Annotated in this window: 23 protein-coding genes; 5 read left to right on the top strand and 18 right to left on the bottom strand. The window is 63.9% G+C overall.

Annotation, left to right across the window (positions count from 1 at the left end):
* Window positions 1–200: 200 nt before the first annotated feature.
* The 3 genes from QTA58_RS14450 (at window position 201) to QTA58_RS14440 (ending at window position 3,918) form a co-directional block, all read left to right on the top strand.
* Window positions 201–1,910, top strand: a complete 1,710-nt coding sequence (locus QTA58_RS14450; RefSeq protein ID WP_289669382.1) for a peptide ABC transporter substrate-binding protein — start codon at window positions 201–203, stop codon at window positions 1,908–1,910.
* A gap of 78 nt (window positions 1,911–1,988) precedes the next feature.
* Entirely contained in the window at window positions 1,989–2,999 is a 1,011-nt protein-coding gene (locus QTA58_RS14445; protein ID WP_289669381.1) for an ABC transporter permease, read from the top strand.
* Window positions 2,992–3,918: an ABC transporter permease gene (locus QTA58_RS14440; protein WP_289669380.1), complete on the top strand. Its 927-nt coding sequence runs from the start codon at window positions 2,992–2,994 to the stop codon at window positions 3,916–3,918. The genes QTA58_RS14445 and QTA58_RS14440 overlap by 8 nt, the downstream gene beginning before the upstream one ends.
* Window positions 3,919–4,223: 305 nt before the next feature.
* On the opposite strand, the gene QTA58_RS14435 is transcribed toward QTA58_RS14440, so the two are convergent.
* From QTA58_RS14435 to QTA58_RS14425, 3 genes are all read right to left on the bottom strand, one after another.
* Window positions 4,224–5,162, bottom strand: a complete 939-nt coding sequence (locus QTA58_RS14435) for a sensor histidine kinase (protein WP_234810860.1) — start codon at window positions 5,160–5,162, stop codon at window positions 4,224–4,226.
* A gap of 154 nt (window positions 5,163–5,316) precedes the next feature.
* Window positions 5,317–5,481, bottom strand: a complete 165-nt coding sequence (locus QTA58_RS14430; RefSeq protein ID WP_085420329.1) for a DUF1328 domain-containing protein — start codon at window positions 5,479–5,481, stop codon at window positions 5,317–5,319.
* 82 nt (window positions 5,482–5,563) lie between these two features.
* On the bottom strand, window positions 5,564–6,358 hold the full coding sequence (locus QTA58_RS14425) for a response regulator (RefSeq protein ID WP_085420330.1): 795 nt from the start codon (window positions 6,356–6,358) through the stop codon (window positions 5,564–5,566).
* Between the two features lie 170 nt (window positions 6,359–6,528).
* Here QTA58_RS14425 and QTA58_RS14420 point away from each other — a divergent pair, with 170 nt between their 5' ends.
* Both QTA58_RS14420 and QTA58_RS14415 read left to right on the top strand, forming a co-directional pair.
* Window positions 6,529–6,711, top strand: a complete 183-nt coding sequence (locus tag QTA58_RS14420) for a NepR family anti-sigma factor (RefSeq protein WP_085420331.1) — start codon at window positions 6,529–6,531, stop codon at window positions 6,709–6,711.
* Window positions 6,708–7,274, top strand: a complete 567-nt coding sequence (locus QTA58_RS14415; protein ID WP_085420332.1) for an RNA polymerase sigma factor — start codon at window positions 6,708–6,710, stop codon at window positions 7,272–7,274. Before QTA58_RS14420 ends, QTA58_RS14415 begins: the two co-directional genes overlap by 4 nt.
* A 6-nt stretch (window positions 7,275–7,280) precedes the next feature.
* Here the strand turns inward: QTA58_RS14415 and QTA58_RS14410 are convergent, their stop codons facing one another.
* The 15 genes from QTA58_RS14410 to QTA58_RS14340 all read right to left on the bottom strand — a co-directional run bounded on the left by QTA58_RS14410 (window position 7,281) and on the right by QTA58_RS14340 (window position 22,006).
* On the bottom strand, window positions 7,281–7,637 hold the full coding sequence (locus tag QTA58_RS14410; protein WP_289669379.1) for a hypothetical protein: 357 nt from the start codon (window positions 7,635–7,637) through the stop codon (window positions 7,281–7,283).
* A gap of 129 nt (window positions 7,638–7,766) precedes the next feature.
* On the bottom strand, window positions 7,767–8,225 hold the full coding sequence (locus QTA58_RS14405; RefSeq protein ID WP_085420334.1) for a hypothetical protein: 459 nt from the start codon (window positions 8,223–8,225) through the stop codon (window positions 7,767–7,769).
* Entirely contained in the window at window positions 8,225–8,572 is a 348-nt protein-coding gene (locus tag QTA58_RS14400) for a DUF883 family protein (RefSeq protein WP_085420335.1), read from the bottom strand. Before QTA58_RS14400 ends, QTA58_RS14405 begins: the two co-directional genes overlap by 1 nt.
* Window positions 8,573–8,744: 172 nt before the next feature.
* Window positions 8,745–10,139: an amidase gene (locus QTA58_RS14395; protein ID WP_289669378.1), complete on the bottom strand. Its 1,395-nt coding sequence runs from the start codon at window positions 10,137–10,139 to the stop codon at window positions 8,745–8,747.
* Window positions 10,140–10,155: 16 nt separating this feature from the next.
* Complete coding sequence (locus QTA58_RS14390; protein WP_289669377.1) at window positions 10,156–10,974, bottom strand: ABC transporter permease; 819 nt, start codon at window positions 10,972–10,974, stop codon at window positions 10,156–10,158.
* Window positions 10,975–10,984: 10 nt separating this feature from the next.
* Entirely contained in the window at window positions 10,985–11,935 is a 951-nt protein-coding gene (locus tag QTA58_RS14385; RefSeq protein ID WP_289669375.1) for an ABC transporter permease, read from the bottom strand.
* Between the two features lie 360 nt (window positions 11,936–12,295).
* Window positions 12,296–13,825, bottom strand: coding sequence for an ABC transporter substrate-binding protein (locus QTA58_RS14380; RefSeq protein ID WP_289669374.1), 1,530 nt, complete (start codon window positions 13,823–13,825; stop codon window positions 12,296–12,298).
* A 141-nt stretch (window positions 13,826–13,966) separates the two neighbouring features.
* Entirely contained in the window at window positions 13,967–14,896 is a 930-nt protein-coding gene (locus QTA58_RS14375) for a LysR family transcriptional regulator (RefSeq protein ID WP_289669373.1), read from the bottom strand.
* A 31-nt stretch (window positions 14,897–14,927) separates the two neighbouring features.
* A complete protein-coding gene (locus QTA58_RS14370; RefSeq protein WP_289669372.1) occupies window positions 14,928–15,677 on the bottom strand; it encodes an ABC transporter ATP-binding protein in 750 nt (249 codons plus the stop codon).
* The gene (locus tag QTA58_RS14365) at window positions 15,674–16,519 is read right to left on the bottom strand and encodes an ABC transporter ATP-binding protein (protein ID WP_289669371.1); all 846 of its coding nucleotides are present in this window, start codon (window positions 16,517–16,519) and stop codon (window positions 15,674–15,676) included. The genes QTA58_RS14370 and QTA58_RS14365 overlap by 4 nt, the downstream gene beginning before the upstream one ends.
* Window positions 16,516–17,463, bottom strand: coding sequence for an ABC transporter permease (locus tag QTA58_RS14360; protein WP_289669370.1), 948 nt, complete (start codon window positions 17,461–17,463; stop codon window positions 16,516–16,518). The genes QTA58_RS14365 and QTA58_RS14360 overlap by 4 nt, the downstream gene beginning before the upstream one ends.
* The gene (locus tag QTA58_RS14355; RefSeq protein ID WP_289669369.1) at window positions 17,460–18,527 is read right to left on the bottom strand and encodes an ABC transporter permease; all 1,068 of its coding nucleotides are present in this window, start codon (window positions 18,525–18,527) and stop codon (window positions 17,460–17,462) included. The genes QTA58_RS14360 and QTA58_RS14355 overlap by 4 nt, the downstream gene beginning before the upstream one ends.
* Window positions 18,528–18,545: 18 nt before the next feature.
* On the bottom strand, window positions 18,546–20,156 hold the full coding sequence (locus QTA58_RS14350) for an ABC transporter substrate-binding protein (protein WP_289669368.1): 1,611 nt from the start codon (window positions 20,154–20,156) through the stop codon (window positions 18,546–18,548).
* A gap of 44 nt (window positions 20,157–20,200) precedes the next feature.
* Window positions 20,201–21,250 carry a dipeptidase gene (locus tag QTA58_RS14345; protein ID WP_289669366.1) on the bottom strand — a complete coding sequence of 350 codons (1,050 nt, stop codon included), beginning with the start codon at window positions 21,248–21,250 and terminating at the stop codon, window positions 20,201–20,203.
* Between the two features lie 78 nt (window positions 21,251–21,328).
* Window positions 21,329–22,006 (bottom strand): phosphoribosyltransferase, encoded by a 678-nt coding sequence (locus QTA58_RS14340; protein WP_289669365.1) that lies wholly within the window; start codon window positions 22,004–22,006, stop codon window positions 21,329–21,331.
* Between the last annotated feature and the right edge of the window lie 2 nt (window positions 22,007–22,008).

Below are 22,008 nucleotides of genomic sequence, written 5' to 3'. Positions count from 1 at the left end.
GCTCAAAATTTGATCATGTTCGCCTGGGGCGACACGATGCAACTTGTTCTTAAGCCAGCACATTGAGGAGGACGCAGAGAGAAAAACCCTGCGAAGTCAGCCAGTTGTAACATGGCTTCGCAATCCCATGGCATCAAAGCCGGCCTGACCGGCAAGCCACAAAAAACAACTCGTAAGAGAACGATAAGGGGAATAGCAGCATGAAAAATCTCAAACTCCTTCTGGCCGGCACCGTCGCCGCGCTGAGCTTTGCCGGCTCCGCCGCCCATGCCGAGCGGGGCACCGACGGGGATCTGAAAATCCTCTTCTGGCAGGCGGTTTCCACCATGAACCCCTACCTCTCCGGCGGCACCAAGGAAGTTTACGCCTCCTCCATGGTCATCGAGCCGCTCGCCCGCTACGACGAGAAGGGCGAACTCGTGCCGATGCTGGTCACCGAGATCCCGACCGTGGAAAACGGCGGCGTCGCCAAGGACCTGCTCAGCATGACCTGGAAGCTGAAGCCGGACGTCAAGTGGTCGGACGGCACGCCGTTCACGGCCGAAGACGTCATCTTCACCTGGAAATACTGCATCGCGCCGGACGGCGGTTGCGCCCAGGCAGCCCAGTATGAGGGCGTGAAGACCGTCGAGGCTCCGGATCCCCACACGGTCAAGATCACCTTCGACGAGCCGAAGCCCTACCCCTACAGCGCCTTCGTCGGCGCCCAGTCGCCGGTCATCCAGAAGAAGCAGTTCGAGAACTGCGTCGGCGCCAAGGCTCCGGGCTGCACGTCCGCCAATTTCGGCCCGGTCGGCACCGGCCCGTTCGTCGTCAAGGACTTCAAGCCGAACGACGTGATCACCCTCAATGCCAACACCAATTATCGCGATGCGGCCAAGCCCGCCTTCGCGACGGTGACGCTGAAGGGCGGCGGCGATGCGGCTTCTGCGGCCCGCGCCGTGCTGGAAACCGGCGAATACGACTACGCCTGGAACATGCAGGTGGAGCCGGAAGTGCTGGCGACCATGCTGAAGGCCGGCAAGGGCGTTCTCGTGACCGCGTTCGGCACCCAGGTCGAGCGTATCAACCTCAACCATTACAATGCCGATCCGGCGCTGGGCGACAAGCGCTCGACCAAGGAAGCCGGCCCGCATCCGTCGCTGTCGGACCCGGCCGTGCGCCGCGCCCTTTCGCTGGCGATCGACCGCGACGTCATCGACGAGGCCGGTTACGGCGAAGCGGGCAAGCCGACCTGCAACATCGTGCCGGCGCCGGAAGCCGTCGCTTCCACGAAGAACGACAGCTGGTGCCTGAAGCAGGACCTCGAAGCCGCCAACAAGCTTCTCGACGACGCCGGCTGGGCGAAGGGTCCGGACGGCATCCGCGCCAAGAACGGCGTGCGCCTTTCCTATCTCTACTCCACCTCCACCAACTCGGTCCGCCAGGCGACCCAGGAACTGGTGAAGGCCATGTGGGCGGAGATCGGCGTCGATGCGGAACTGCGCAATGCCAGCGCTTCCGTCTTCTTCGGCGGCGACCCGGCAAGCCCGGACACGTTCCAGAAGTTCTATGCCGACGTCGAAATGTACACCAACAACTTCGACGGCACCGACCCTGAAAAGTATCTCGCGGAATGGCTCTGCGACAAGGTTCCGAGTCCGGAAAACGGCTGGCAGGGCCAGAACATTCCGCGTTACTGCAACCCGGAATACGACAAGCTGGTCGGCGAACTCTCCAAGACCGCCGACCTCGACAAACGCCATGAGCTGGCCAAGCAGCTCAACGACATGCTGACCGAAGAGGGTGCGCATATCCCGCTCATCCACCGCGGCAGCGTCTCCTCGCATTCCGTCACGCTGGAAGGCGTGCGGATGAATGCGTGGGACAGCGAACTGTGGAACGTCGCCGACTGGTCGCGCAAGAAGTGATGACGACCGCCGGGCCTGCCTGAGAAAGCGGCAGGCCCGGCGTCCGCATTTTCTCTGCTCCAGTCCGGAGACGCATTCATGTTCACATACACTTTGCGGCGATTGCTTTTTGCAATCCCGACGCTGCTGGTCATCAGCTTCGTCATTTTCGCGCTTCTCGACCTCGCTCCCAACGATCCCACCGGCGACCTGCCGCTGACGATCCCGCCGGAGGTCCGCGAACAGATCCGGGCATCGCTCGGCCTGGATCAGCCCTTCGTCATCCGCTATCTCAGATGGCTGCAGCAATTCTTCGTCAACGAGCCGCTCAACATCTTCGAAAGCCTGACCGGCTGGCAGATCGGCGACGGCGAACGCATGCGGGTGCTTTCCTGGGCGACAAGAAGTCCGGTGGTCGACCTGATCGTCCAGCGCCTTCCCCAGACGCTCTGGGTCGTCGGCCTCGCCTATCTGTTCGGCGTCCTGATCGCCATTCCGATCGGCGTGGTCTCCGCCTACAAGCAGTATTCGATCTTCGACCAGATCGGCACTTTCCTGGCGATGGTCGGCTATTCCGTCCCGACCTTCTTCACCGGCGTGCTGCTGATCGTCATCTTCTCCTCCTATCTGCAATGGTTCCCGTCCGTCTACGACACCAACCTGAGGGTCACGGACGTCTCGAGCTTCATCGCACAGGTGAAGCAGATGGCGCTGCCGGTGACCGTGCTGGCCCTCTTCAACGCCTCGCAGATCACCCGCTTCGTGCGCGCATCGATGCTGGACAACCTGCATCAGGACTATGTGCGCACCGCGCGCGCCAAGGGCGTCAAGGAAAAGGCGGTGCTGCTCGTCCACGTGCTGCGCAACAGCCTGATCCCCGTGGTCACCGTGATCGCGCTCGGCGTGCCGACGATCTTCTCGGGCGCCATCATCACCGAGCAGATTTTTCGCGTGAACGGGCTCGGCCAGTTGCTGATCACCGCCGTCCAGGGGGCGGATATCCCGCTCGTCCAGACGCTGACCTTCATCTTCGCGGTGCTGATCGTGTTCTTCAATCTCATCGCCGACGTGCTCTACGGCATTCTTGACCCGAGGATCCGTTATGACTGATGCGACCATTGCAACCGCGCCGCCCGTCAAGGCGGCGACGCCCGCCCGATCGGCCTTCGCCGACATATGGCGCCAGTTCCGCGCCCACAGGGGCGGCGTCGCCGGACTAGTGGTCTTCGTCTTCATCCTGCTGGCGGTCTATGTCGGGCCGTATATCCACCGGGTGGCCCCGAACGCCATCAACATACGCGACAAGAACCAGTGGCCGTCGCTCGCCCACCCCTTCGGCACGGACAATCTCGGCAAGGACATGCTGGCCCAGGTGCTTGCCGGCGGACGCATCTCGCTTGCCGTCGGCGTCACGGCCATGCTGCTGGCGCTCTTCCTCGGAACGCTGGTCGGCGTGCTCTCCGGCTATTTCCGCCGGCTCGACGGGCCGCTGATGCGGCTCACCGACCTCTTCCTGGCATTGCCGCTCCTGCCGCTGCTTCTCGTCATCCTGATGCTCTTCCGCGATACGCTGCGCGCGACCTTCGGGCCGGAAACCGGCATCTTCATCCTGATCGTCTTCGTGATCGGGATAACGAGCTGGATGCATACCGCACGCATCGTTCGCGGCGACGTGCTGGCGGTCAAGAGCCAGGAATTCATCCTGGCGGCGAAATCGAGCGGCATGCGGGAATACCGCATCGTCCTGAAGCATATTCTGCCGAACGTGCTGAGTTCGATCATGGTCTCCGCGACGCTCGGCATCGCTTCGGCGATCATCACGGAATCGGCACTGAGCTTCCTGGGGTTGGGTTTCCCGTCGGACTTCCCGACCTGGGGCCGGCTGCTCTTCGACGGCGCCAATTTCCTGCAGCTCACGCCGTCGCGCGTACTGTGGCCGGGGCTGGCGATCTCGCTCACCGTGCTCAGCGTCAACTACATGGGCGACGCGATCCGTGACGCCCTCGACCCCCGGGCTCTCAAGCATTGAGGGCCGGTATTCCGATCGTGGGGCGAGACTGGAAAATGGCGGCCCGGCCGCCATTTTCGTTAGGCCGGCAGCAGGGGTGAAAAACGGCTCCGCAGACCCCGAATTTTTTTTCGGAACCGTGGGAACCTATTTTGTAGACGCCCGTTATATCCCTGTTCGAAGGCGACCCCCCGTCCCCCGCCCTACAAAGCCTTCGGACATACTCTTCAATCCCCCTCGAAGAGACGAGCTGGCTCGGTTCCGCAAATCGGAACCGGGCCAGTTTAGCTTTGGGCGGCGAAGTGGTGAAAAATGTGGCGCGGGCCTCAGTCGCCGCCGCTTTCCAGCGGGAAGGCCAGCTCGTAGCTGATGCGGTCGTTCGCGATGACGTAATGGGCCTTGCCGTTGACGGAGACCGGGACGACCCGCTCCAGCACCGTGCTGCCGAAATGCGCCTTGAGCGCCTCTTCGCTTCCCTCTGATTTCCGGTCGTCCAGGGCCTCGTCCCAGATCATTTCGAGCGAGTCATGGCCGTTGATATGCTTGCGGGTGCAGGTGACGTTGATCACCCGGCTGCCGCGCAGAAGCGATCCGTGGCTCACCGCGTTGACGATCAGCTCGTGCAGCGCGAGCCCCAGATGCAGCGAGGCATTCGGCGTCAAAAGCACGTTGTCGCCGTGGACGCGCACGAGATGCTTGTTCTCCGGCAGGTATTTTTCGGTCTGCTGCTGCACGAGCTCGAAGAAATAGGCGCCGCGCCAGCTGGAATCGGTGATCAGGTCCTGGCTTTGCGAAAGCGAATAGAGCCGCCCCCGGAACTTGTGCAGGAAGAGTTCGAGCGAGCCGGAATAACGGGCCGTCTGCAGCGCGATGCTCTGGATGATGGCAAGCAGGTTCTTGGAACGGTGGCTGACCTCCCGCAGCAGCGCGCGAAGAAGCCGCTCGCGATGCCGTTCCTCGGACCGGTCCACGATCGTGGTCACGAGATGGACCCCACCCTTGGCCAATTCCACCGCCTGGACGCGAAATTCGTAGATCTGTTCGGTGCCGACCGTGATCTCGATATGGCCCTTGTTGCCGGGCTCGGTGATGCCGTCCTTCAGCGCGGCAAGCTTGGCGCCGACCTCTTCGCCGAACAGGCTTATGTCGGTCGGAGCCGCGACGTGCTCGGCTGCCCAGACCTCGGGAAGGTTGGTGACGAAGAGATAGTTGCGGCGGGAATCCTGGATGATGACGCTCGCGCCCAGATCGACCAGGGCGGGCACGAAAAATTCACGTAATTTGTCATCGCTCTGACCAGCTTGCTGCCATGTCAGGGGATGCACCAATTTCCTCACTCCGTTCGCGGGCTTTCCGGAAGACCCCGGGCGCCCGCTGAGGAGACCCCCGGATATCTGAGCATTCGCACCTTATAAGGCGTCACACGCGCCGGAACAACCCGACCACAAGGGATATAAGCAACAGCGCGAGGAACAGGAAGAACAGGACTTGCGCGATGGTGGCCGCCGTCCCCGCAACGCCGCCGAAGCCAAGTGCACCGGCGACGATCGCCACGAGCAGGAACACAAGAGCATAATACAACATGGCATTTCTCCTTTCGGATGCGCTTAAAACGCTGGCCCTGTTGCATTTGTTCCTGGCCTGCCCGTTTGGGCGGCGGCTGCGATCAGGCGGCCGCCTTCACTGCTTCGTTGAAGAACAGCGCCTGGCTGATCAGCGCCTTCACCATGTCCGGATTGAACGGCTTGGTGACGAGGAAGGCCGGTTCCGGCCGTTCGCCGGTCAGGAGCCGCTCCGGGAAGGCGGTGATGAAGATCACCGGTACGCTGGAGGTTCTCAGGATCTCGTTCACGGCGTCGATGCCCGAGCTGCCGTCGGCGAGCTGGATGTCTGCCAGAACCATCTTCGGATGCGAGGAATTGAACAGCGAGACCGCTTCCTTGTGCGTGCGGGCGATCCCAGTGACGCGGTGGCCGAGATCCTGCACCATCTGCTCGATGTCGAGCGCGATCAGCGGCTCGTCTTCGATGATCATGATATCGGTGGCGACCTGGCGAGAAATCTCGCGGGTCGCCTCGTCGAGCAGCCGGTGCACGTCGGCGACGCCGACATCCAGGACTTCGGCGGTCTCTTCGATGGTGAAGCCCTCGACCGAAATCAGCAGGAAGGCGTGCCTGGCCTGGGACGGAAGCGTCGCCAGATTGGCGGCCGCCCTCTGTTCCCATGCAAACGGCGATTCCATCGGCCGGATCTCGATGTTCGTGGAACCAAAAATCGCGACAAAGAGTTTATAGAGCGAAACACGGTCCTTCGACGTTTCCGGGAATATCGAAACGTCCGCGATCAGAGCCTCCAGGACCGCAGCGACATACGCGTCCCCCGAGGTCTGAGACCCGGTAACGGCGCGAGCATATCGACGCAGGTACGGAAGATGAGACGCAACGCGTGTGGTGAGTGACATACAAAATCTCCCCTGATGCCCAACGGGCAATTGACCTGGTATGAACGTAAGGCGGCAAAAAAAGTTCCGCAAACATGGAACTTTTTTTGCCGCCATGAATTTCACCGCCCGACGATATCGTAACAGGCTGCCCGCGTATGAGTGACGACGAAAATAGAAAAAAAGACGAGATGACGACAATTCCACACAACGAACTCAGACCCGGGGCGATGCCGCCCAATGCATCCATTTCCCGCAAACTGCGGGAATTCTACAATGCCGTGCAAGAGGAGGGGATTCCGGATCGCTTTCTCGAGCTTCTCGAACGCCTCGAGCAAGCCGAGAAGAACGCCAAGTCGGTGAACGCAAAATGAGCAGGGAAGACGAGATCGACGATCGCGGCTTCAAGCGCGACCTCCTCGCGTCGCTGCCCAATCTGCGTGCCTTCGCGGTGTCGCTTACGGGCCGGCACGACAAAGCCGACGACCTGGTGCAGGACACGATCATGAAAGCCTGGGCCAATCAATCGAGCTTCACGGCGGGCACGAACATGCGCGCCTGGCTCTTCACCATCCTGCGCAACGAGTTCTACAGCCAGATGAGGAAGCGCGGCCGCGAAGTGCAGGACAGCGACGGCCTGTTCAGCGAACGCTTCTCCGTGCATCCCGAACAATACGGCCGGCTGGACCTCCAGGACTTCCGCAAGGCGCTCGACAAGCTGCCCGACGACCAGCGCGAGGCGATCGTGCTCGTGGGCGCTGCCGGCTTCGCCTATGAGGAAGCTGCCGCGATCTGCGGTTGCGCGGTGGGCACCATCAAGAGCCGCGTCAGCCGCGCGCGCACGCGCCTGCAGGAACTGCTCGGGGTCTCCGGCGAGAGCGACTACGGACCCGATGCGGGCGATGCGGCCATCACCTCCCGCGCCTTCGGAAGCTGACGATCTTCAATCGGCGGAATGCCGCAGGTCTCCTGTGGCATTCCTGATGGCTTCCACCAGCTTCTCGTCCTTGAAGGGCTTTGGCGCGAAGGCGATACGGCCGCGATCCAGGATGCCGGAAACCTTCTCGGTCAGGGACGTGGTGAACACGATGGCGGCGGCGCTGTCACGCAGCTCTTGCGCGTCCTCGGAGCGCCGGATGAGGTCCGGATCGATCAGAACGACATCGAAATTCCGCCTCTCCAGACTGGCCTGGTAATCGTGCGACATGGCGATCTCGATCTCGCAGTCGAAAGCGGCGTCGATAATACGCTCGGCGTCCATCGCAATGAGGTATTCCGGATCGACGATGAGAATGCGCAAAGGCTGAGGGCTCTAGCTGGAGTAAAGAAGAAGCAGCCCTAGATCATCCGCGGAAGGCCGCGTCATTTAAAAAAGACACAAGAGAAAAGAAACGGCCGCCGTCCGGGAGGAAGACGGCCGTTGAACCCGTTATTCGGCCGGCTCTCGGGCATGGCCGCGATCGGTCGAGCCCATGTTCCTCGTCAGCAGGAAGCCGAGGCCGGCAGCTGCCGAGGCCAGCAGGAGCGGCCGCGATTTCATGATGACCGGCAGTGCCGAAATCGCCGCGGTCACCATCAGCGCCTTGCTGCTGCTGGATGCGGCCGCTTCCCGCTTGCGCCTTGCCTCGGCCCGGTTTTCCATCACGACCCAGAGATACATGATGAGCGCCAGGACGAGCGCGCCGCCCGCGACGACGAGCAGGGCGATCGGCATGCCCCACAGGCTGCCGAGCTGGATCGCAAGGGCGGCGACCCCCAGCGCATAGGCCGTCAGCAGGAAGATCAGCGCGAGCGCATAGAGGATGACGTTTCTTTTCAGCCTGCGGGTGAACGCCGCGACGTCCATCGCGGCGAGCGAAGCCAAAAGAGGTCCCAGTCCCGCCATCATCAGCGGCGCGTCATCAGCGCGAACAGAAAGCCGACGCCTGCGGCGATGGCGACTGCCTGGATAGGGTTCGTGCGGATCTGACGCTCCAGGTCGCGCTCCAGCGAGACGGCCTGTTCGCGGGCGGCTTCCACCATCTGCATCGACGCATCGGCCGCCTCGTTGGCGACGCGGCGCGCCCTGCCCTTCACTTCGCTGGCCTTGTCGCTTCCGACCGCCGCGACGGTCCTGGCGAGCGATGCGATATCTTCGCGGAGCTGCTGGATCTGCGCTTCGATGTCCTTCGAGGCGGCCGAGCTCTGGCCGTTGCCGCTGCGGGCGAAATCACTGGACGGGTTGGCTGTAGGCATATCGATCTCCTCGGTTTTGTCTGTTCTTTAAAGCACGCAGGTCACAGCTCGACGTTGCGGAAAGTCAAATGACATCGCGTTTCGGGCTGCGCGCATTGAACGCGACAAAGGGCGTGATGGTTCCGCGCGCAGGCTTCGGCGCGAAATGAGGCAGGCGGGGCCTGGATGGGAATCAGGTCCCCGGCGGTTCCGGCCAGGCGGCAATGCCGCCGGTCCAACGCTCGAAGGCACGGGAGAGTTTCAGCACGGCGAGATCGCCGAAGCGCGGACCGACGATCTGCAGCCCGATCGGCATGCCGGATTTGGAGAAACCGCAGTTGATCGAGGCGGCCGGCTGCTCCGACATGTTCCAGGGCACCGTGAAGCCGATATGCTCGAAGGGTCTCGCCGGGTCATCGGTGGGCGAGGCCCATTCCGCAGGATAGGAGACGACCGGATTGGTCGGAGACAGGACCGCATCGACGGCGGTGAAGAGCTTTCCGCAGGCCTTGCGCATCTCGATCGTCTGGTTGAAACCGCGCACCGCCTCGACGCCGGAAATATAGGTGCCGCCCTCCGCCCATTCATAGATGTAAGGCAGGATCAGCGCCCGGCGCTCCTCCGGCATCTTCTCGATATCGCCCCAGAAGCGGGCGCGCCAGAAGTTGTCGAGGCCGTCGAGCATGACGCGGGTCAGAACCGGTCCGGCCGGCACGATCTCCGCCCCCGCCTCCTCGAAACGCCTTGCGGCAGCGACCACGGCATCGCGTACCTCCTCCTCGACCGGCAGGCCGATGCCGGCATCGAGCATCAGGCCGATCTTCATGCCCTTCACGTCGATATCGAAATCGAGCCAGTCGAAATCGTTGGGCGGCAGCGCGGTGCCGTCGCGCCAGTCTGGCCGCGTGAGCGTCGCCATGGAGAAGGCGGCGTCTTCCACCGTGCGGGCCATAGGACCGGCACAGCGGCCGACATAATAGGGATCGATCGGGATGCGGCCCTGGCTCGGCTTGAAACCGAAAAGCCCGGTCCAGCCGGCCGGAAGCCGCACCGACCCGCCGATATCCGTGCCGATATGAAGCGGTCCGAAACTCGCGGCGCCCGCAGCCGAGGCGCCGGCGCTCGATCCGCCCGGGTTCTGCGTCAGTTCCCACGGGTTGCGGCTCAGGTGATGGAAGCTCGACAGGCCGGAGGAGAGCATGCCGTAGTCCGGGCAGGTCGTCTTGGCGAAGATCACGGCGCCGTCTTCCCTGAGGCGGGCGGCGATCGGCGCATCTTCGGCCGCGGGGACGAGCTCCACCGCCGCCGTGCCGAGCGGCACCGGCTGCCCCCTGGTGGCGATCAGCTCCTTCAGCGTCACCGGAATGCCGTCGAGCGCGCCCAGCGTCTCGCCCTTCGTCCAGCGCTCCGTGGCGGCGGCGGCCTGGGCACGCGCGCTTTCCGGATCGTAGAGATAGAGCGCCTGAACATGCGGCTCGAAGGCCGCGACCCGTTCCTCGACCGCCAGCCAGTATTCCGACGGCGAGAGTTTCTTCGCGGCATAGAGAGACAGGAGCTCGCGGATCGTCAGTTTCAGGAGGTCGTTCATCGCAATATCTTCGTTTTCAGGAATTGTCGCGCGGGTCGAGGAGGTCGCGCAGGCCGTCGCCCAGCATGTTGAGGCCGAGCACGGCGAGCGCAATCGCCAGCCCCGGCAGCAGCGCCAGCCATGGCGCCTGGCCGAGGAAGGTCTGGCTGTCGGCAAGCATCCGGCCCCAGGTCGGCGTCGGTGGCGGCATGCCGAGACCGAGGAAGCTCAGCCCCGCTTCGGTGAGGATCGCAAGGCCGAGCTGGATCGTCACCTGCACGATGATCTGGTTGGAGATGTTCGGCAAGACATGGACGAGCGTGATCCGCCCTTTCGGCCGGCCCATGCCCGTCGCGGCGGTGACGTAGTCGCGCGTCCAGATCTGCAGGGCGGCGCCGAGGCTCAGCCGCGCAAAGACCGGCACCATGAAGACGGCAATGGAGATGATCGCGGTGAACCGGCCGGAGCCGATGAAGGCGCCGAGCATCATCGCCGACAGGATCGGCGGCACGGCGAAGATGATGTCGCAGCCGCGCATGACGACGAGTTCCAGCCAGCCGCGCCGCATGGCGACGAAAACGCCGAGCGCGGTGCCGACGGTCGCACCGAGCGCCACGGCGAGGATCGAGGTGGACAGCGAGTTCCAGGCGCCGACCATCAGCATGGAGGCGACGTCGCGGCCGAACTGGTCGGTGCCCAGAAGTCCGAATTCCAGCGGCGCCTTGAGCCTCTGGACGATCTGCATGCGGGCCGGCGGAAACGGCGTCCAGACGAGCGACAAGAGCGCCACCGCGAAGAGCGCGAGCGTGATGACGAGCCCGATGAGGAAGACGGGACGGCGGAGAGCGCGTGTCATTGGGCCCTCCTCATTGCGCATTGGCCCTGAGACGCGGATCGATCACCAGATAGGCGAGATCGACGAGAAAGTTCATCAGGATGACCAGGCCGGAGAAGAACAGCACGACATCCTGCATGACGACGATGTCGCGCTGCGACAGTGCCTGATAGGCGAGCCGGCCGAGCCCCGGCAGGTTGAAGACGTTCTCCACCAGCACCGCGCCGGCGATCAGGAAGGTGAACTGCAGGCCGAGCATGGTGACGACCGGCACCAACGCGTTCGGCACCGCATGCCGCCAGACGGCAACGCCGTCGCTGAGCCCCTTGGCGCGGGCCGTTCGGACGAAATCCTCGTTCATCACGTCGAGCACCGCCGTCCGCGCGACGCGGGTGAGCACGCCCGCCTGGGGAAGCGCCAGCGCCACCGCCGGCATCAGAAGCGCCTGCAGCCCCGCAAGAAGCCCCGCATCCCAGCCCGGAAAACCGCCGGCCGGCATCCAGCCGAGCATGGTGGAAAAGAAAATGATGAGCAGCAGCCCCACCCAGAAGGCGGGCACCGCGATGCTGACATAGGAAAACAGCCCGGCAACGAGGTCGAAGACGCCGTTGTGCCTGCGCGCCGCCTGCACCCCGAGCGGGACGGCGATCAGAACGGAAATGACGATCGCCATCAGCGCCAGCGGCAGGGTGACGGAAAGCCGTTCGGCAATGAGCCCGGCGACCGGCACGCCGTAGGTATAGGACTGTCCCAGATCGCCCCGGAAGACGCCGGCGAGCCAGGCGAGATATCGCACCGGCAGCGGCTGGTCGAGACCGAGCTGCGTGCGGAGCGCGGCGAGCGTCTCTGGGCTCGCCGAGGTGCCGAGCATGATCGCCGCCGGATCGCCCGGAAGCAGGTCCATCACCGTGAAGATGACCAGCGAGACGACGAGCAGGGTAATAATGAGGCTGAGAATGCGGCGGACGAGGATGGAGATCATGGGGAGATCCCCCGGCAAGGCATTATGATCGATCTATAAACAGGATGCGGACTGGTGCCGCAGACGCCCTCTGATCTCCCCCCTTGAGGGGGAGATTGGTCTGCCGCGCCATCTCTTTCCCAACGACCGGCACCGCTGCCCTCAAGGCAAGGAGGAAACAGGAGCCGCCTGCTCCCTTCTTCTCCCCAGCGGGGAGAAGTGCCGAGCACAGCGAGGCGATGAGGGGGTGCGCACGCGGCAAACTCTTCGCCCACCTGTCTGGCTTCGCCCCCCTCATCCGGTCCTTCGGACCACCTTCTCCCCGCTGGGGAGAAGAGGGAGATTGCCGCTGCCACCCCACTCCGCTTCATCACCGGAACATCACTCTTCCCAATGAACATCCGTCAGGACGTTCGAGGGGATCGGCTCGTTTTCCCAGAGTCCCTTCACCTTGCCGTCCCAGACGCCGAGCTTCGGCATGACGAAGAGGTAGAGCGCCGGCACGTCGTCGGCGAGAATGGTCTGCGCCTCGCCGTAGAGCTTTTCCTGTTCGGCCGGATCGGCGGTCGCCTCGACCTTCTTCAGGACATCGTTGAAAGCCGGGTTCTTGTAGTTGAAGTAGTAGGGATCGCGGGCATAGATGTCGATGTCCATCGGCTCCGCATGGGCGACGATGGTCATGTCGTAGTCGGTCGCCTTCATCACGTCGGCCACCCATTTCGCGGGAAACTCGGTCGTCTCGATGTTCATCGTCACGCCGATTTCCGCAAACATCGCCTGCAGCACCTGCGAGGTGCGCTGCGCATAGGCCATCTGCGGCGCCTTGATGGTGAAGGTGAAGCCGTTCGCATAACCGGCTTCGGCAAGCAGCGCCTTCGCCTTTTCGGGATCATAGGGGTAGACCCCCGTGAGGTCCTTGTAGCCGCGGTCGTTCGGCGTGTAATGGCTGCCGATCGGCGTGCCGAGGCCGGACCAGGCGCCTTCCACGACGGTGGCGCGGTCGACCGCCATCATCAGCGCCTGGCGGACCCTCTTGTCGTCGAAGGGCTTGCGCGCATTGTTCATGCCCGCGACCACCTTGAGCTCCGTGTTGCCGATCACCGTCACCAGCCGCTTGTCGCCCTCGAAGGACTTGATGAGTTCGGGAGCCGCAAATTCCGGGAAGGCGTCCACGTCGCCGGCCTTCAATGCCGCGGCCTGGGCCTGCGGATCGGCCATGAAGCGGAAGGACGCGGTATCGAGCTTCACCGATACGTCCTTGTTCCAGTAGTCCGGGTTCCTGGCGAGGTCGACCTTGGAGCCCTTGGCCCAGCTCGCGAACTTGAACGGGCCGGTGCCGATCGGCGTCGTCTTGTTGTCGGCGGCGGATTTCGGCTCGACCATGACCGAGGCCGGCCAGCCGAGCCAGTAGAGCAGGCTGCCGGCCGGCTGCTTGAGCTTCAATACGAACGTCGAGGCATCCGGCGTTTCGATCGTGTCGATCGACGCGAAATAGCGTTTCTGCGGATTGACGGAATCGGCGCCGCGGGCGCGGTCGAGCGAGAATTTCGCGACCGAACTGTCGAAGGCGACGCCGTTGTGGAACGTCACGCCCTGGCGCAGCTTGAACGTATAGGTGAGCCCGTCCGGCGAGATCTGCCAGCTCTCGGCGAGCTGCGGCTGCACCTTGCCGCTCTTGTCGATCGTCGTGAGCCCTTCGAAAATGTTCTGCCAGGTCACTTGGCCGATCGCCACCGGTGCGGCGGCCGTCGGATCGAGACCGGTCGGCTCGACCGACATGCCGACGGTGATCGCCGTCTTCGGCGCGGCCTGCGCGCCTGTCTGCGCCAGGAAAAGACCCGCCGCCATCGCAAAGCCGAAGGCCGCGCTCCTCAACATCGTGGCGGAGCCCAGAAACGTCATCCTGCCCATCCATCGTCCCCTTTTGGTAGGCGATCCAGCCTGATCGGCACCTGCGGGATCGCGATTGCCCGAACTGTGTCATTTCGCAGGTGCACACACAATGCAGAATTTTGTGTTCCCTGTGTAGCCGAAAACGCTACACGAAACGCTTTAGGCCTTCGCTTTTGCGGGCGCCGGTTTGCGGCTGTCGGCACCGCGCATGAAGCGTTCGATGAAATCGACGAGCTTGCCGGCGGCAAACGAAAGCTGGCGATCGGGCGCGACGCAGAGGTCGATCGGCGTGCGCACCGCCTTGCCGGCCGCGATCGGCACGGCACAGAGCTGGCCGGCATCGATCTCCCTCTGCACGGCAAGCGCCGGCAGCAGCGTCACCGCCGCGCGGCGCAGCACCAGTTCCTTCAGCATTTCCAGCGCCCCGGTGACGAAGACCGGGTCGAGCGTCAATCCTTCCTTGGTGAACACGTCCTCGAAGGCCTGCCGCGCGCCAAAACTCTTGTCCGGCAGCGCAAGCGGCATCCGCACCAGATCGCGGAGCGCGAGTTCCTTCGCGCCCGCCGAGGGATGATCCGCCGCCATGATGACGTCATAGGTGATCTCGGAACGCAGCCTCACCTTCACGCCGGAGATCTTCGGCGCGAAGAGCGTGACGACCAGATCGGCCTCCGCGGCGGCAAGCGCCTCGACCGCCTCACGCGCGCTGGTGATCGCCACTTCGAACCTGAGCTTCGGATAGCGCAGACTGAATTCCGCCAATACCGGGGCGATCAGGTTCGCGACCGTCGCACCATTGGCATAGATCACCACCCTGCCCCGCTGCAGGCCCTGCAGGTCGTCGATCAGCTGATGGACGTGTTCGAGCTCCCGCAGCGTCCGCCCTGCCCTGGCCGCCAGAAGCTCGCCGGCCGCCGTCAGCTTGATGCCGCGATTGCTGCGCTCGACGAGCGGCGTGCCGAAATAGTGCTCGAGGTTCTCGATCTGCCGCGAGACGGCCGTGGCGGCGACATTGAGGTTCTCCGCCGCTGCCCGCATGGAGTTCGTGCGCACCAGTTCATCGAAATACATAAGCGCGCGAAGCTGCATGCGATCCTGCCGGCTAGAAAGTGAGGCTCTCTCAGCCCCGGCGAAAACCTTCGCTGGCGACGAGCAGCCGGCGCGTATAATCGGCGGAAAATTCGCGTTTTTCCAGTGCTTTCGCAGGCACCGTCTCGACAACCTCGCCTTGCCGCATCACCGCCAGCCGCTCGCACATGTGGCTGATGACGCCGAGATCGTGGCTGACCATGACGAAGGTGAGGTTGCGGTCGCGCCGCGCCTGTTCGAGCAGGTTGAGGATCTCCGCCTGGATGGAGGCGTCGAGCGCCGAGGTCGGCTCGTCGAGAAGCAGGATCTTCGGCTCCAGGATCAGCGCGCGTGCGATCGCGATGCGCTGGCGCTGGCCGCCGGAAAGCTGGTGCGAATAGCGGAAGCGGAAACCGGAGCCGAGCCCCACCTCGTCCAGTGCGCGGGAGATGCGGGCCTCGATATCGTCGAAGCCGTGGATGAGAAGCGGTTCCAGCAGCAGGCGATCGACCGTCTGGCGCGGATGGAGCGAGCCGTAAGGGTCCTGGAAGACCATCTGGACGGTGCGGTAGAACGCCTTGTCCCGATGGCGGCCGGAATAGGAACGGCCGTTGACGGTCAGCGCGCCCTGGTCGAAGGACGCGAGCCCGGAAATGGCGCGCAGCAGCGTCGACTTGCCGGAGCCGGATTCGCCGACGATGCCGAAGGATTCGCCCGCGCCGACATCGAGGCTGACATGGTTCAGCGCCGCGAAATCGTTATAGACGACGACCATGTCGCGGATCGAAACGGCCGAGGTCATAGCGCCCACTCCCGTTTCCGGTCGAGGACCGGCAGCGGATGCCGGTCGGTTCCGATGGTCGGCAGGCAGTTCAGCAGCCCGCGCGTATAGGGATGTTCCGCCTCGGCGAGGTTCGCGGACGGCAATTCCTCGACGATCTTTCCGGCATACATGACGATGACGCGATCGCAGAAGGACGAGACGAGCCTGAGATCGTGGGAAATGAAGATCAGGCCCATGCCGCGCTCGGCCACCAGCTTGTCCAAAATGGAGAGAACGTCGAGCTGTACGGTCACGTCCAGCGCCGAGGTGGGCTCGTCGGCGATCAGCAGCTCCGGGCCGCAGACGAGCATCATGGCGATCATCGCGCGCTGCCCCATGCCGCCGGAAACCTCGTGCGGATAGAGATCGAAGACGCGTTTCGGATCGCGGATCTGCACGGCCTCCAGCATCGAAAGCGCCCTCGCCTTCGCTTCAGCGGTCGAGACCTTCTCGTGCGTCTTCAATGTCTCGACGATCTGCCGGCCGATGGTCATGACCGGGTTCAGCGAATATTTCGGGTCCTGCAGGATCATCGCGACTTTCTTGCCGCGCAGCTCTCGGCGCTCGGATTTCGGCATGGCCAGCAGGTCGCGGTCGCCGAAGGCGAGCTTCCGGGCGGCAATCTTCGCATGCGGCGGCGTCAGCCCCATGATCGCGCGGCCGGTCTGCGACTTGCCGGAACCGCTCTCGCCGACGATGCCGAGCCGCTCCCTGCCGAGCGTGAAGGAGACGCCCCGCACCGCCCGCACTTCGCCGGTGCGGGTCGGAAACGTGACGCGCAGGTCTTCGACCGTGAGCAGCGGCGTCCCGGAGGTCGTCATTGGCCGGCCTCCTTGGGGTCGAGCGCGTCGCGCAGGCCGTCACCCAGCAGGTTGAAGCCGAGGCTGACGACGAGGATCGCGAAACCCGGCATGGCGGCCACCCACCACTGGTCGAGGATGAAGCGGCGGCCCGACGCGATCATCGCCCCCCATTCCGGCAGCGGCGGCTGCGCGCCGAGGCCGAGGAAGCCGAGGCCCGCGGCGGTGAGGATGATGCCCGCCATGTCGAGCGTGACCCGCACGATCAGCGACGAGACGCAGAGCGGCATGACGTGCCTGAGGATGATCCGGAGCGGCGAGGCGCCCATCAGCTTCACCGCGGCGATGAATTCCGAATTGCGGAAGGTCATCGTCTCGGCCCGGGCGATGCGCGCATAGGGCGGCCAGGAGGTGACGGCGATCGCCAGGATCGCGTTTTCGATGCCCGGCCCGAGAGCGGCCACCAGCGCCAGCGCCAGGACGAGCTTCGGAAAGGCGAGGAAGATGTCGGTGATGCGCATCAGGACGGCATCCGCCCAGCCGCCGATATAACCGGAGACCGTGCCGACGATGAGGCCTATCGGAGCGGCGATGATCGCCACCAGCACCACGACCAGCAGCGTCAGCCGCGAGCCGTGAACGAGGCGCGAGAGGATGTCGCGGCCCTGGTCGTCCGTGCCGAGCAGATAGCCCTCCGAGCCCGGCGGCAGCAGCCGGGCGTTGCGCAGGTCCCCGACGACGGGATCGTGGGGGGCGAGCACGTCCGCGAAGGCCGCGACCAGAAGAAGCAGGATGAGGATGGCGAGCCCCACCAGCGCCAGACGGTTTTCCGCGAACCGTCGCCAGACGATATAGGCGCGGCCGAGTCGGGCCTGCCTGCGCGAGGCCGGCCGGTCGGACAGCAGCCATTCGCGGCTGTAGGGTCTGGGTTGGGCTTGCGCCGCGCCTGTCGGATTCGGGCTCATCGGCTGCGCGTCCTCGGATCCAGCGTCCGATAGAGGAGATCGGAGAAGATGTTGATGCCGACGAAGACCGCCCCGATCACCAGCGTGCCGCCGAGCACGGCGTTCATGTCCGCATTCTGCAGCGAATTGGTGATGTAGAGGCCGAGCCCCGGCCAGGAGAAGATGGTTTCCGTCAGGACCGAGCCCTCCAGGAGGCCCGCATAGGAGAGCGCGATCACCGTCACCAGCGGCACGGCGGCGTTGCGCAGCGCATGGAACCAGATGATGCGGGTCTCCGACAGCCCCTTCGCCCGCGCCGCCACGATATATTCCTGGGAGAGCTCGTTGAGCATGAAGGAACGGGTCATGCGGCTGATATAGGCGAGCGAGAAATAGCCGAGCAGCGAAGCCGGCAGGATGACATGCCGGAATACGTCCCGGAAGACGTCCCACTGCCCCTGCCATGCGGCATCGAACAGGAAGAACCCGGTGGTCGACGTGAAGGTATATTCATAGACGACGTCGATGCGGCCCGGATAGGCGACCCAGCGCAGTTTGGCATAGAAGAGCACGAGCGACAGCAGCCCCAGCCAGAAGATCGGCACCGAATAGCCGATCAGCCCGATGACGCGGACGACCTGGTCCGCAATGCTGCCCCGCTTGACGGCGGCCAGCACCCCGAGCGGAATGCCGAGGATCGCCCCGATCAGCGTGCCGATCGTCGCAAGTTCGATGGTCGCGGGAAACACCCGCTTGATATCCTCGAACACCGGATTGGTCGTCAGCACCGATGTGCCGAAATTGCCGGAAAGCGCCTGCTCCACATAGATGAAGAATTGCTGATAAAGCGGCAGGTTGAGGCCGAGCTCGATCCGTGCCCGCTCCACCACATGCGCCGGCGCCCGGTCGCCGACAATCGCCAGCACGGGGTCGATCGGAATCACCCTGCCGATGAAGAAGGTCACGACCAGCAGGCCGAAAACCGTCGTCAGCGTCGTGACCGCGAAACGCAGTAAACCCGTCGCCGCGGAGGAAGCGCGGCGACGGTTTCGCCGCGTCACCGCGGATGTGTCGGAAAGGGCCAAGGACCTTTCTCCGTAAGGTTATTCCTTCGATACCGGCGAAAGCAGGTTGGTGTCGAAACTCGGGCCCAGCTTGTAGCCCTTCACCTCGGCGCGGACGGCCGCGACCTCGGTCTGCTGAAAGACGATCACGAACGGCCCCGTTTCGAGCACCTTCTTCTGCAAGTCCTCGTACATGGCGCCGCGCTTCGCCGCATCACGTTCCAGAAGCGCCGCGGCGGTTTCCTTCGTCAGTTCGGGAATATCCCAGGCATTGCGCCATGACAGCGGCTTGGCGGCGGCGTCGTCCGCATTGTTCGGGTTCGCAGCGAACGTATCGGCGTTCGAATGCGGGTCCCAGTAATCCGTGCCCCACTGGCCGATATAGATGTCGTGATTGCGGGCTCGGTATTTGGTGAGCGTCTGCTTGCCGTCGCCGGGGATGATGCTGAGCTTGACGCCTGCCTGTGCAAAGGTCTGCTGCACGCTTTCGGCGATCCCCGTCACCGGCTGCGTGTTGCGCACGTCCATGGTCACGTCGAACCCGTCCGCCAGACCGGCCTTGGCCAGCAACTCCTTGGCCTTTGCAACATCCAGCTTGTAGGGGTTGTCGTCGAGCGAGCCGAGCATGCCCTTCGGCAGGAAGGTCTGGTGGATTTCGCCTATGCCCTTGATCAGTGTCGCGCCGATCGCGTCGTAGTCGACCAGGTATTTGAGCGCTTCGCGGACCTCGGGCTTGGCAAGGTTCGCGTTCTTCTGGTTGAGGCTGAAATAATAGACGGTGCCTTTCGGCGCCGCATCCGTGATGATTTCCTTGTTCTTGGCGATCGCGTCCAGATCGCCCGGCTCCAGGTTGCGGGCAACGTCGATGTCGCCGGCCTCGAGTGCCAGTCGCTGGCCCGAGCTTTCCTTCATATGGCGGTAGATCGCGCGCTTCACCTTCGCCTTCTCGCCGTAATAGTTGTCGTTGCGCTCGAGCACCAGAATCTCGTTGGCGCGCCACTGCATCATCTTGAACGGGCCGGAACCGGCATAGTTGGTCTTCAGCCAGCCGTTGCCGAAATCGCCGTCCGCCACATGCTCTTCCAGGAGCGCCTTGTCGACGATGGAGGCGACGTTGGCCGTCAGGCAGTTCAGCACGAAGCTTGGTGCATAGGCCTTGTCGACCGTCAGGACGAAGGTGGAATCGTCCGTCGCCTTGGCCTTTTCGGTGACGTTGTCCTTGGTGAGCCCGAACTGCGTGAGGATGAAGGCAGGCGACTTGTCGAGCTTTACGGCGCGTTCGAACGTGTAGGCCACATCAGCGGCGGTGATCGGGTTTCCCGAGGCGAACTTGAGGTCCGGCTTGATCTTGAACGTATAGGTCAGCGCGTCGTCGGACACTGTCCAGCTCGCCGCAACGCCCGGCGTCACCTTGGACGTGTCGTTGATGTCGAGGTTCACCAGATTGTCATAGGCATTGCCCATGATCTCGCCGGCGGAGATTTCGAAAGCTTCGCCGGGATCGAGCGTGATGATGTCATCGATCGCCCAGGCGAGCACCAGGGTATCCTTCGGTGTGGCAGCCAATGCCTGCGGCGCGGCGGCCATCATCACCGCCAACGCAACGCCCGTGGTCAGAAGACGGATTCGTCCCTTGAATGCATGAATCATGATCGATTTTCCCCTTTAATCTCGGATCTTGGGGGAGAACCGACCTATTCGTGCCAGGCCTTCCCCAAAATTCTGAGCCAGTTTTTCCGGCACAGCTTTATTAGCTCTTCGTCAGCGTAGCCCGCGTTCCTGAGCGCCGCAACCAGATTTTGATTGCCCGCAGCATCATGAATCTCTTCGGGAATCGAGGCGCCGTCGAAATCCGAGCCGAGCGCCACGTGATCGATTCCCATGCGGCCGACCATGTGGTCGACATGGCGCACCATGTCGGAAATCGGCGTCGCCACATTGTCGCGGCCGTCGGGCCTCAGCATGGTCACGGCGTAGTTGAGCCCGACGAGGCCGCCGCTTTCCTTGATCGCGTCGAGCTGCTTGTCGGTGAGGTTGCGGGCGACGGGGGTCAGCGCATGCGCGTTGGAATGGCTGGCGACCAGCGGCTGGTCCGTGGTCTTGGCGACATCCCAGAACCCTTTCTCGGTGATATGCGCGAGATCGATCAGGATGCCGAGCCGGTTGCAGGCCCTGACGAGTTCGAACCCGAGATCGGTAAGGCCGGGACCGGTATCCGGCGACATGGGATAGGCGAAGGGCACGCCGTGGCCGAAGATGTTGTGGCGGCTCCAGACCGGCCCGAGCGAGCGAAGGCCGGCGGCATGGAAGACTTCGAGATTGTCGAGATCGGGATCGATCGGCTCGCAGCCTTCCATATGCAGGACGGCGGCGAAGACGCCCTCTTCCATGGCCTTGTGGATGTCGGCGGTGGAACGGCAGAGCCGCCAGCCGCCGGCGCGGTCGAGCCTGAGCGCGATCGATGCCTTTTCGAGCGCGACCGTCAGCGACGGCAGGTGGTCGAGGGGCGCGGACAGCGGGGTCACGTAGCGGCCGCTCGAATCGGGGTCCTTGAGAACCAGGTCGCCGGACGGGATATAGATGGCGCACAGCCCTCCGGCCAGCCCGCCGGCCTTGGCGCGGGGGGCGTCGATATGGCCGTTCGGCGTCCCCTTCATGAATTCGGCGATCGGATCGCCGCCCCCTTTCATGCTCCGCCAGAGCCGCAGGAGCACGTCGTTATGGCCGTCGAAAACCAATTCCATGAACCCGTCCCGAGTATTTTTGAAGTCCGGATGAGCGATCCTAGCCAGGCGCCTTTCTTTCGCAAGGCGCAATTCGTCTCATACGGCCCAGCGCCCCTCTCCGGCCCTTTTCAGCATCGGCGTGCGGAACGAGCCGACGACGCGCGGCCGCCATTGCGGCCCGAAGGCGTCGAGCCTGTCGTGCCAGCGCTCCGACTGCAGCATCGCCGCGCCGATGACGACCGGCTCGATGCCGAGCGAGGCCATCAGGGAAAGGCCCGAGACGATCGAGGTGCCGCTGGAGATCACGTCGTCCACCAGCGCGACGCGCTTGCCCTGAATGAGCGGCAGCATGCGCGGATCGACATAGAGCCGCTTCTGCTGTTCCGGCGTGGTGATGGAGGAAAGCGGCACGGACAGCGTCTCGTCGTACCAGAATTTTTTGGAGGTCCCGAGCGGCACGTAGCGCGTGAAGCCGAGCGAACGGGCGACGGCGGCGGCAAGCGTCAGCCCCAGCGTCGGCAGGCCGACGATCACTTCCGGCCGGTGGGCGGCGAGCTTCGGCGCAAGGTCGGCGGCAAGCGCGTCCTGCACGTCGAAACTCGCCTGGTTGACGATCAGCGAGGCGAGCGCATGTTCGCCATCGGCAAGCGGCCGGATCGGCAGTCTGATCTGGCTGCCGTCATCCAGCGTCGCAGGATAGAAACCGGAAAACGGCCCGGCCGGGTCGAAGCTTCCGGGCGGATGCACGTCCTGCCAGAAATCATGCGGCTGCATCG

Source organism: Neorhizobium sp. CSC1952 (assembly GCF_030378245.1).
Classification (GTDB): domain Bacteria; phylum Pseudomonadota; class Alphaproteobacteria; order Rhizobiales; family Rhizobiaceae; genus Neorhizobium; species Neorhizobium oryzae_A.
This window is presented reverse-complemented; position numbering and strand designations above follow the sequence as displayed.

Bases quoted from the DNA above. Each gene is read 5' to 3' on its own strand.
- QTA58_RS14450 (WP_289669382.1), top strand. From the start codon at position 201: ATGAAAAATCTCAAACTCCTTCTGGCCGGCACCGTCGCCGCGCTGAGC.
- QTA58_RS14445 (WP_289669381.1), top strand. From the start codon at position 1,989: ATGTTCACATACACTTTGCGGCGATTGCTTTTTGCAATCCCGACGCTG.
- QTA58_RS14440 (WP_289669380.1), top strand. From the start codon at position 2,992: ATGACTGATGCGACCATTGCAACCGCGCCGCCCGTCAAGGCGGCGACG.
- QTA58_RS14430 (WP_085420329.1), bottom strand. From the start codon at position 5,481: ATGTTGTATTATGCTCTTGTGTTCCTGCTCGTGGCGATCGTCGCCGGT.
- QTA58_RS14425 (WP_085420330.1), bottom strand. From the start codon at position 6,358: ATGTCACTCACCACACGCGTTGCGTCTCATCTTCCGTACCTGCGTCGA.
- QTA58_RS14420 (WP_085420331.1), top strand. From the start codon at position 6,529: ATGACGACAATTCCACACAACGAACTCAGACCCGGGGCGATGCCGCCC.
- QTA58_RS14415 (WP_085420332.1), top strand. From the start codon at position 6,708: ATGAGCAGGGAAGACGAGATCGACGATCGCGGCTTCAAGCGCGACCTC.
- QTA58_RS14405 (WP_085420334.1), bottom strand. From the start codon at position 8,225: ATGATGGCGGGACTGGGACCTCTTTTGGCTTCGCTCGCCGCGATGGAC.
- QTA58_RS14400 (WP_085420335.1), bottom strand. From the start codon at position 8,572: ATGCCTACAGCCAACCCGTCCAGTGATTTCGCCCGCAGCGGCAACGGC.
- QTA58_RS14395 (WP_289669378.1), bottom strand. From the start codon at position 10,139: ATGAACGACCTCCTGAAACTGACGATCCGCGAGCTCCTGTCTCTCTAT.
- QTA58_RS14390 (WP_289669377.1), bottom strand. From the start codon at position 10,974: ATGACACGCGCTCTCCGCCGTCCCGTCTTCCTCATCGGGCTCGTCATC.
- QTA58_RS14385 (WP_289669375.1), bottom strand. From the start codon at position 11,935: ATGATCTCCATCCTCGTCCGCCGCATTCTCAGCCTCATTATTACCCTG.
- QTA58_RS14380 (WP_289669374.1), bottom strand. From the start codon at position 13,825: ATGGGCAGGATGACGTTTCTGGGCTCCGCCACGATGTTGAGGAGCGCG.
- QTA58_RS14375 (WP_289669373.1), bottom strand. From the start codon at position 14,896: ATGCAGCTTCGCGCGCTTATGTATTTCGATGAACTGGTGCGCACGAAC.
- QTA58_RS14370 (WP_289669372.1), bottom strand. From the start codon at position 15,677: ATGACCTCGGCCGTTTCGATCCGCGACATGGTCGTCGTCTATAACGAT.
- QTA58_RS14365 (WP_289669371.1), bottom strand. From the start codon at position 16,519: ATGACGACCTCCGGGACGCCGCTGCTCACGGTCGAAGACCTGCGCGTC.
- QTA58_RS14360 (WP_289669370.1), bottom strand. From the start codon at position 17,463: ATGAGCCCGAATCCGACAGGCGCGGCGCAAGCCCAACCCAGACCCTAC.
- QTA58_RS14350 (WP_289669368.1), bottom strand. From the start codon at position 20,156: ATGATTCATGCATTCAAGGGACGAATCCGTCTTCTGACCACGGGCGTT.
- QTA58_RS14345 (WP_289669366.1), bottom strand. From the start codon at position 21,250: ATGGAATTGGTTTTCGACGGCCATAACGACGTGCTCCTGCGGCTCTGG.
- QTA58_RS14340 (WP_289669365.1), bottom strand. From the start codon at position 22,006: ATGCAGCCGCATGATTTCTGGCAGGACGTGCATCCGCCCGGAAGCTTC.